This is a genomic window from Microcystis sp. M_QC_C_20170808_M3Col, from assembly GCF_007095505.1.
In the GTDB taxonomy this organism is placed as follows: Bacteria; Cyanobacteriota; Cyanobacteriia; order Cyanobacteriales; family Microcystaceae; genus Microcystis.
The window spans coordinates 1-8683 of record NZ_SFBY01000427.1; the positions used below are offsets into that span (position 1 = coordinate 1).

Annotated in this window: 4 protein-coding genes and 2 pseudogenes; 1 reads left to right on the plus strand and 5 read right to left on the minus strand. The window is 45.5% G+C overall.

All coding sequences use genetic code 11. From position 1 onward, the window contains the following. Window positions 1-1072 (minus strand): NB-ARC domain-containing protein (locus EWV84_RS19700; RefSeq protein ID WP_287079539.1); only part of this gene is annotated, 1072 nt, incomplete at its 3' end. Window positions 1073-1266: 194 nt separating this feature from the next. On the opposite strand from EWV84_RS19700, the gene EWV84_RS19705 reads away from it, so the two are divergent. After that, a complete protein-coding gene (locus tag EWV84_RS19705; protein WP_287079540.1) occupies window positions 1267-1404 on the plus strand; it encodes a hypothetical protein in 138 nt (45 codons plus the stop codon). Between the two features lie 94 nt (window positions 1405-1498). Here EWV84_RS19705 and EWV84_RS19710 read toward each other — a convergent pair. The 4 genes and pseudogenes from EWV84_RS19710 to EWV84_RS19725 form a co-directional block, all read right to left on the minus strand. Continuing rightward, window positions 1499-1621 (minus strand): annotated as a pseudogene (locus tag EWV84_RS19710) (type II toxin-antitoxin system Phd/YefM family antitoxin); the annotation flags it as partial. Window positions 1622-1689: 68 nt separating this feature from the next. After that, window positions 1690-6294, minus strand: a complete 4605-nt coding sequence (gene gltB, locus EWV84_RS19715) for a glutamate synthase large subunit (protein ID WP_287079542.1) — start codon at window positions 6292-6294, stop codon at window positions 1690-1692. Window positions 6295-6600: 306 nt separating this feature from the next. Continuing rightward, window positions 6601-7488, minus strand: coding sequence for a succinate--CoA ligase subunit alpha (locus EWV84_RS19720; RefSeq protein ID WP_286825995.1), 888 nt, complete (start codon window positions 7486-7488; stop codon window positions 6601-6603). A 273-nt stretch (window positions 7489-7761) separates the two neighbouring features. Then, window positions 7762-8038 (minus strand): annotated as a pseudogene (locus EWV84_RS19725) (IS630 transposase-related protein); the annotation flags it as partial. Between the last annotated feature and the right edge of the window lie 645 nt (window positions 8039-8683).

Below are 8683 nucleotides of genomic sequence, written 5' to 3' on the forward strand. Positions count from 1 at the left end.
CCTCTTCCCTCGCCAAAACCTCCAATATCTCCCGCTCGATTTCCGAAAGCCGTTGAAACTGCACCTCGATCATCTCCTTAATATCGCTAAAATTTATCGTCCCAGTCTGTAAAAACTCCGCAATATTACCACCGAAGATATCGACGATTCTAGCCAAAGCAAGCTTAAGAAAAAAAGGATTACCCCGATACAGTTCGATAAAATCCCGAATCTCCCTCTCTGTTCCTTGTCCTCCCTCCTTATTCACCATCTCCCTAGCCGATAGTTCGTCGAGTCCTCCCAAGAACAGAGACTTTACTGTATTCTGCCGCTTTTCTAGAAAATCGATATCTTTGGGTTTCTCCCGACTCATCAACACTAAACAACTTTTATGCGGTGCTTCTCCCATCCGTCTCAATAGCTTTTCGTAGTCTTGAAATTCCTCTCGATATCTCCCGCTTAAATTATCGCTTTGTAAAATTTCCTCGCCGTCATCCAATAACAAAAGACACCGATGATAGGTCATTTTATCGATTAGCCTAGCCAAACGGATATCGATACTGTCGGGTAACTCCCGGCGGGGAGAATTTGTCAAAATCTCTAACCAATCCCCCAAAAGTTCCGTAAGGGGAGAAACCTGTTTAAGGGAACGATAGATGAGGTAATCGAAGTCTCCCTCGATCCCCTGCGCTAGTTCCACCGCGAGAGCGGTTTTTCCCATCCCTGCCATCCCAAAAACCGTAATTAAACGGCATTTGTCACCGATGATCCACCGTTTGATCTCGGCGAGTTCTTCCGTACGCCCGCAGAAAAAATCCGCCTCCGTCACCCCTCCCCAGTCCTTCCGATCAATTTCCCCTTTCCCGAAGTTTTCTTCTAGCAATGCTATCTCTTGCCAGTTTAAACCTAATTTCTCGCAAATTGTCGTAAAATTCTCATGACTAATCGGCTTACCTTTGAAAAATTTGGTAACGGTCGCTCTAGCCAAAGGAATCAATTCGGCGAAGGTACTTTTGTTCGTGTATCTCTTTTGTTTAAGAGCGAGTTCGGCTTTAGGGATGTATTCGGGATTGATTTTCAGCGATCTAGACATAAGCGGTTATTCAGAAGTTATGCGGAAGTTATCTGGAAGGAATTTAAAAACTATAATCAAGCGATTTTTAAGGCAATTTATTGATATTTATATTAGAAAATATATTACCCGAATGCCATTAAATATGTAAGATATGTCCTACGAATTAGCCAAGATAATAAGGAAAGAAAGGCAAAAGGTAGGAGGTTACCGAAATGCTAGAAATCATGACTTATATACAGCTTGCTAAAATGAGCGTCGATCTTTTGAGAGCGATCCTCGATCTGATCGATAAATTTTGCGACCCCGACGCAAAAGCTCAAAAAGATGAGGAAGAAGAAGGAAACCCGTAGTCAATAAGCTAAACGGCTTTTACTTCGGATCACCGATATAGACTCCAAAAGGGTTATAGCTATTGGATCATGCAGGTTAAGCGCCGTTTAGCTTATGACCCTGACGTTGGACAATAACGATCGAGTTTCCTGGTTCTACTTGTTCTAAAACCTGAACAAAATGTTCTTGTGCTTGGGTATAGCTAGTATAGTTGGTGGGGATGGGCAGCATGGCCATTCATCAACTCCGCAGTCAAAAAATTAATCAATGGGTGCGTTAACCAAGAGTAACGCACCCCAAAGAAATTACACCGAAGTTAAGGTTTTCTCCGCGCTAATTTGCGCTTCGGGACTATCCGCTTCCGAGGGGGGAACCACTTGCCAGAATTGACCGAGATAACTATCCCAATTAGCTAAAATTAACTTACCTTTAGGGCTATTAGTGCGTTCTACATGAGCCTCAATTAAAGATTTTAACTGTTCAGCGCCGGCTGCCGTGGCAACCCGTTGAATCTTGACAATTTCGGGGTTAAGTTTCTCCGGTAGGGATTGGTCGAGGATATAAGCTAATCCCCCTGTCATCCCGGCGCCGACGTTGCGACCGACGGAACCAAGCACAACAATTACTCCACCGGTCATGTATTCACAGAGGTGATCCCCGGCCGCTTCGATAACTGCTTTTGCGGTGGAATTGCGGACAGCAAAGCGTTCACCAGCGCGACCATTAGCGTATAATACCCCACCAGTGGCCCCGTAGAGACAGGTATTACCGATAATAGCGTTATCTTCGGGCTGATAATTGGCGTTTTGGGGCGGTACGATGACAATTTCGCCGCCGTAGATGCCTTTACCCACATAATCGTTAGCTTCTCCCTCTAAATGGAGATTGACACCGGGTAAATTAAATGCTCCGAAACTTTGACCGGCTGCACCCTGGAAATTGAGCTTAATTTCGCCCTCAAAGCCGTCATTACCGTATTTTTGGGCAATTACCCCCGCAATTCTCGCCCCAACGGAGCGATCGGTATTGACAATCCTGTAGGTTTTGCTGACGGTTCCCTGTTGCTCGATCGCCTGTTTAATCTCGCTATCTGCTAGAATCTCGTCATCGAGAACAGCACCGTTACTATGTACTTCCTCGTGCTGCAACCAAGAGCGATCGCTGCGTCCATCGGGTAAATTTAACAAACAATCGAGATTGAGGGATTCTGTCTTAGTTAAACGAGCATCGGAGCGCACTTTTAACAGATCTGCCCGGCCAATCACCTCATTTAAACTGTGATAGCCTAATTTCGCCAATAATTGCCGCGTTTCCTCAGCCACCAAAGTAAAGAAATTGACCACATGAGCGGGAATTCCGGGAAAACGAGCGCGGAGACGTTCCTGCTGGGTAGCGACTCCCACAGGGCAATTATTCGTGTGACAGACGCGGGCCATGATACACCCCTCGGCAATCATGGAAATGGAACCAAAACCGAATTCCTCCGCACCCATGAGAGCAGCCATGAGGATATCCCAACCGGTTTTTAGTCCTCCATCTGCGCGCAAAATCACCCGATGACGCAGTTGATTTTCCATTAACATCCGATGCACTTCCGTCACTCCCAATTCCCAGGGACTACCCGCGTGTTTGATCGAACTTAGGGGTGATGCACCTGTACCACCATCGTGACCAGAAATCTGGATAATATCAGCGTTAGCTTTGGCAACTCCGGCCGCAATTGTGCCGATACCGATCTCGGCCACTAATTTGACGGAAACTTTGGCCCGGGGGTTAATTTGGTGTAAATCGTAGATTAATTGCGCTAAATCTTCGATCGAGTAGATATCGTGGTGAGGAGGGGGAGAAATCAAAGTTACTCCCGGTTTTGAGCGCCGTAACATGGCAATATAGGAACTGACTTTTTTCCCCGGTAATTGACCTCCTTCTCCCGGTTTTGCTCCTTGGGCCATTTTAATCTCTAGCTGTTTTCCACTCATTAAGTATTCGGGGGTGACTCCAAAACGTCCCGAAGCTATCTGTTTAATGGCAGAATTAGCCGTATCACCGTTTTTTAAGCCGTTTAGATGGGGCATAGTCACAGAATGTCCTTCTGCATCCACATCGCTTAAGCTGGTGTAACGGATCGGATCTTCTCCCCCTTCTCCGGAATTGGACTTACCTCCGATGCGATTCATGGCGATCGCTAGGGTTTCGTGTGCTTCCCGTCCCAAGGCACCGAGGGACATTCCCCCTGTGCAGAAGCGTTGCAGGATACTTTCGATCGATTCTACTTCCTCTAGGGGAATCGGTGCGCGATCGCTGTTAAATTCTAATAGATCGCGCAATGCAGTAACGGGTCTTTGCTGTAAGATTTGACGATAGGTTTCGTAATGGTCATATCCCTGTCCGTTGGAGTGAGCAGCCACTGCTTTATGGAGTGCTTTCGCCATTTCTGGCGAATTCATGTGGTATTCTCCCCCCGGACGGTAGTTGACAAAACCGTAGTTTTCTAGTTTTTTGGCCGTAAGATTGGGGAAAGCTTGACTGTGGAATGCGATCGCTTCTTGTCCCACCTCCGCAATGCTTAAACCCCCGACGCGACTGGTAGTACCGTTAAAAGCTAGTTTAACTAAATCTGCCGATAATCCGATCGCCTCGAAAATTTGCGCCCCATGGTAGGAAGATAGGAGAGAAATACCCATTTTCGAGAGGATTTTCAGTAATCCTGCTTCTACGGATTTGCGGTAATTAATTAGGGCTTTTTCGAGGCTAATAGCTTCTAATTTGCCGTTTTCCATCAATTTCTGGGTTTTTGGCTCGATCCACCACTGGGCGATCGTTTCTAACGCAAGATAGGGACAGACTGCGGAAGCGCCATAACCAATTAGACAAGCGAAGTGATGGGTACTCCAACATTGGGCCGTGTCGATAACGATCGAAGCTTTTAAACGCAAGTGTGAGCGAATCAGGTGATGATGGACTGCACCAACAGCTAATAAGGGGGGAATATAGCTAGTTTTTTCGTCAATAGGAGCAGTTCTGTCACTGAGAATTAAAATTTCCGCTCCCGATTCTACTTTCTTGGCGGACTCAGCGCACAAATTAGCGATCGCAGTTTCTAATCCCCCCGGTCCGGTGGTCAGATCATAAAGGGTAGAAAGTTCGGCTGTTTTGTAGCTAGAGGTTTTAACTTTGGCTAATTCAGCGTTATTGAGCAGGGGAGAGTCTAATTTCAGTAAATGTGCGTCATCAACCCCTAATTTAAGTATATTGCCCCGTCGTCCCAGATACATAGTCAGGGACATGACTAAACTTTCCCGTAAAGGATCGATGGGAGGGTTAGTAACTTGGGCAAAACGTTGTTTAAAGTAATCGTAGAGAAGATGGGGTTTACTGGAGAGGACCGCTAGGGGAGTGTCATCACCCATACAGAAAGTCGGTTCTTTTCCCTGTTCTGCCATGGGGACGATAATCATATCCACATCTTCGGCAGTATAACCGAAAGCGGTTTGCCGGGGAAGGAGATTACTAGGAGCGGGAATGTCGATCGCTGTTTCTTTGTCAATAAAGGTGCGTTGGGATTTCACCCATTCACCGTAGGGATTAGATCGGGCAATTTCCTGTTTAATCTGCCAATTACGCTTAATTTCGCCTTTTTCTAGGTCTACCGCGAGCATTTGACCAGGGCCGAGACGACCTTTTTCGATAATGGTGGTTTCATCAAGGGGAATAGTTCCCGCTTCCGAGGAAACGACGATATAACCCGTGTTAGTAATGCTATAACGGGCCGGTCGCAAACCGTTGCGATCTAAACAAGCGCCGACGATTCCCCCGTCACTGAATACCAGTAAAGCTGGACCGTCCCAGGGTTCCTGTAAACCGCTATAGTATTCGTAAAAGTCGATAATTTCGGGATAATCCTGTAAATCCGGCTGATTATTGTAGGCCTCCGGCACTAGGATCATAGCTGCTTCTAGGGGACTGCGACCGGTTCTCACCAATAATTCTAGGGCGCTATCGAGGTTATAGGAGTCGCTGTTAGCGGGGTTAACAATGGGAGTCAGGGATTGTAATTCTTCGTGGGTCCAACCTTCCGTTTCTAAAGCGGGTTCCCGGGCCGACATCCAGTTAATATTGCCTAAAAGGGTGTTAATTTCGCCGTTATGACCCAATAAGCGCATCGGTTGAGCGAGAGGCCATTTCGGTTGGGTATTGGTGCTAAAACGTCGGTGATAAATAGCGAATTGACTGCTATAGGCGGGATTTTGCAGGTCTAGATAGAATTCTCGCAGTATTTCGCCCCGTACCATGCCTTTATAGACAATGGTGCGACAGGAAAAGGAACAGAAATAGAAATCATCGGCCAGTTGCTTACCGACTTCAGAACGGGCAATATAGAGTAGGCGATCGAATTGAGAACCGGCTAAATCGGGGGAAGTAACCAGAATTTGCTCGACAAAGGGTTGATTTTCCCTTGCTTGTCTTCCCAGGACTTGGGGACGGACGGGAACAGCGCGCCAACCTAAAATCTTAATATTATATTTATTGACAATTTCCTCGATGTGTGCTTTAGCCTCGGCGCGTTCTTGGGTTGCTTGGGGAAGAAAGACCATACCCACCCCTAGACGCTCAGATTCTGGCATATTTAAGCCATTTTCGGCGAACCAGGGAGCGAGGATAGCTCTAGGGATAGCGGTCATTATACCAGAACCGTCACCGGAATCCTGATCGGCGCTGCAGCCTCCCCGGTGTTCCAAACAACCGAGTGCCGAAAGTGCCTGTTCAATCAGTTGATGGCTACCCGAACCGCGCACATCGGCCATAAAACCGACTCCGCAAGCGTCCCGTTCTTCTACGAGCCATGGAGGACCCCAATAGGGATCGATTTGGTGTATATTGTCGATTTTTAGGTTATTTTGTTGCGCCATAGAAGTTATCCTTACGGTCGTCGTCTAGAAGGGTGGGATAGTTGGTCTGCTGAAAGGGTCAATCTAGAATAGAATTTTTTTTGCTCTTGCCGTTTCGATTGTCGCTGATTTTTCCTAATTTTTGCCTGTTGCCATCTTTATCTTGGCCAGTCTGAGGAATCACAGGTGATCTACCATGATATAGTAGCTCTCAGCAATTGTCATCGAAAATCCCCCAGGAAGGATGGGGGTGAGAAACCTTGTTAGGTGCTTATTTTGGCAGAATATTGTCAGATTATAAATATTATTGGAGCAATGGGGTCAAATTCAGGACAAGACTTTAGCCAAAGAGGCAGGTAAATCGGCTAATTTTTCTACTACTGTCACCCCAGCTTCTTGAAAATGACGTAAGCTATCTTTTCTGGTATTCTTAGCGGCAACAGAGTAGGAAAGTTGGTTAGAAATAATTGTTTCTGTATCGCCGAAATTGGTTTCAATCGCTGCATTTAACCCCACAAGATAGGCAATCACTGGTTTTTCGATCGCCGAGGCAATATATTTGGCTGCCTCGATTTCGGCCTTTCCCCCCACCTGACTGACGAGGAGAATTGCCTCGGTATTTTCATCTTCCTCAAAAACCTGCAACCATTGGGACAAATTGGAGCCAATAATGCCGTCAGTACCCAAATTTACCGCCATAGATTCACCATACCCCGCTGCTGTTAAAGTTTTCGCCACTTCATCCCCTATGCGATCGCCGCGGGTGATCAGACCGATTGTCCCCGATTGATAAAAACTGGGTTCACAAATACCCAACCAAAGATAATTGGGAATAATTACACCCTGGCTGCCGGGGCCGAGAATTAATGTCCCGGTGGTACTAGCTATCTTTAATAATTCCACCAGATCCAAGGGGGGAACTCCGGGGGTGACGATAATTAATTGGGGAATTGCTGCTGCGATCGCTTCTAAGGCCGCATCTAGGACTTGATTGGGGGGGACTAAAATTAAACTGGTCTTGATTTCTCCGGCTTCAGCAACGGCCTCGGCCACTAGATCAAACACTGGTATCTCTGCGATTATCTCACCACTGCAGCCACTAGCCACTCCCGCTACTAAACAGGTTCCCTGAGCTTTCAATCGTGCCGCATAATATTTGCCTAGGGGTCGATCGATCCCTTGCATAATTATCTGATCTTTATCTGTCCATTTCATATATTAAGTGTTGGGAGTTGTTTTAGTTATCAGTAAACAGTAAACAGTAATCAGTAAACAGTAATCAGTGAGACACTGTTGATGGAAGTTTTTTTCAGTGGTCAGTAAACAGTAAACAGTAATCAGGTTCTCAAGGCAAGTGGGAGCATCTCATTTATGCAAGTGAGTAATTATGCTTGTCGCTAAAACTTGCTTCTGGTAAGGCTTTCAAAATAGCTTGACATAAAACTTAATTTAGGAGTTACAAAGGTGAGATGCTCCCCTTTCATTTTTTTTAAGGCATAGTCTTATGGCACTTGGTCTCACTCCAAACTTCTCGGCTCTGTCTCTTAATCTTGCATCGGGATTTTCTTGGACATCTTGTGACAGTGCTTTCCAGTCTAGCTTTCGCTGACGGTGTTTCACCTTTGTTGCTTCAAGTTTCTCCCTACGAACGCCATCTATATATTGTGGATCTTCCTATATTAAATAGAGCGGCGGCTTTGGTTATGATTCCCCCATTCTCTACATAATCAATTACTTTTTTTCTCAAGTCTAGGCTATAAGACATTTTTCTGTATGGGTTGCTCGCTTCTCCTTATTTTACCCTATTTTTTACTTGTATAATACTTATTTGAAATGACTATATTAGTGAAGGATTTAACTTCCTAGTGTTCAATATTCGTCAATACGATGGCAAGCTTTTAATCAAACCAATGAAAGAGAAAGTCCTGGCTTTCTGCCAAAGAATTGGTGAAGAAATCAAAGCCCTTAATGGAACTACAGCAGAAGCCATAATCCGAAAGCTAAATCCGATTCTCAGGGGATTTGCTAACTAGGGTTTGCTGAAAAAGTTTGTTGGTGGGGTTAGGAGTCAGGAGTCAGGAGTCAGTAGCCGGTCGTTTCAGGCTTTGTTGCCCTCTTTGTTTGTACCAGTTTATGTACTAAAAGAAGGATAATGCAAGGTTTTTGAAGGTCTTAATCCTATTTTCGCAGCATGAACATCGGATTTTAACAGGTCAAAAGCCTTATTTTAAAAGGGTTTTACCATTATTCAGCAAGCCCTAACTACTACAAAATTGGTGTAAGCAAAGAAACTGGCTCTTCTAGGTTCTGTGTGAGCATGGTATAATAGTAACACAGAACAGGAGGTGGGTTATGTGGATAAATTTTGATCAACTCCTCGATTTACCAAATGTAACAGTGGTCAATTATC